Below are 1,082 nucleotides of genomic sequence, written 5' to 3' on the forward strand. Positions count from 1 at the left end.
CGAACACGTCCAGGCCGGCGAACTTCTTGAACAGCACCGCCTTGCCTTCCATCACCGGCTTGGAGGCCAGCGCGCCGATGTTGCCCAGGCCCAGCACCGCGGTGCCGTTGGTGATCACGCCGACCAGGTTGCCGCGCGCGGTGTAGCGGAACACGTTGGCCGGGTCCGCCACGATTTCCTCACAGGCCGCCGCCACGCCGGGCGAGTACGCCAGGGCCAGGTCGCGTTGGTTGGTGAGCTGCTTGGTCGGGGTGACCGAGATTTTGCCGGGACGGCCGTGCTCGTGGTATTCAAGGGCGGCTTTGCGGAGGTTGGCATCCATAGGGGCGGCTACTGGCTGGAGTGAGGAACACGAAAGGGGGCAATTCTATTCCGATGGCGGACCGCGCGAAACGTTCCCTGCGCGGCCCCCCCGGGACGCGCATCCCCGGCCAGGCCGCGGGCGCCGCCCATCTTACCCCCGCCTTACAAACTGTCGCTATTCGGCGACGGGGCGAATGCGGGAAAACGCCCATACGGGTCGAACAGCGCCTTGATGCGCGCCTGCAGGGCGGCAGCCTGCCGCGGCGCAGCAGTTGTCGGGCCGACATCGCGCGGCGCCGGTCCGTCTGCCCGAGACGCGCCAGCGGCCCCGACATCGGCGACGGGCGGACTGTCCGCCAGCGTCACCCCCTGCACCCATCCCAGGGTGCCGCCCTGCCCCAGCATGAGATGCGCCAGGTTGACCGTCGCCGGCGCCCGCGGCGCCAGGGCGTCGAGCCGGTAGCGCGCCAGCCACGCGTCCCCGTCGCGGCAGGCGGCGGCCAGATCCCCGTTCACCAGTTGGAACAGCGCCGGCACCAGCCGCTGCACCGTCGCCGACCGCAACGGTTGCAGGTCGTCGGCGCCGAAGGGTCCCAGGGTTTCCTCGACGCCGTCCGCCAGCAGCAGGTCCACGGCCAGCACGCCCGACGCCGCGCAGCCCCCCGCCGGCCATGCGGCCGGCGCGGCCAGCCATTGAGCCAGCGGCATCGCTTGCGGCAGGCCCGCGAACTGCCGCAGCCCGGCCCGCGCCAGCGCCGCCAGCGGCACGCCAGGCTGGG

The 1,082-nt window shown here is 72.4% G+C and carries 2 pseudogenes; both read right to left on the bottom strand.

What is annotated here, in order from left to right:
* Positions 1 to 322: pseudogene (locus HV783_RS29320) on the bottom strand (NADP-dependent malic enzyme); the annotation flags it as partial.
* A gap of 143 nt (positions 323 to 465) precedes the next feature.
* Positions 466 to 1,082 (bottom strand): annotated as a pseudogene (locus HV783_RS29325) (FAD-binding protein); the annotation flags it as partial.

Source organism: Achromobacter dolens (genome assembly GCF_902859745.1).
In the GTDB taxonomy this organism is placed as follows: Bacteria; Pseudomonadota; Gammaproteobacteria; order Burkholderiales; family Burkholderiaceae_B; genus Achromobacter; species Achromobacter dolens.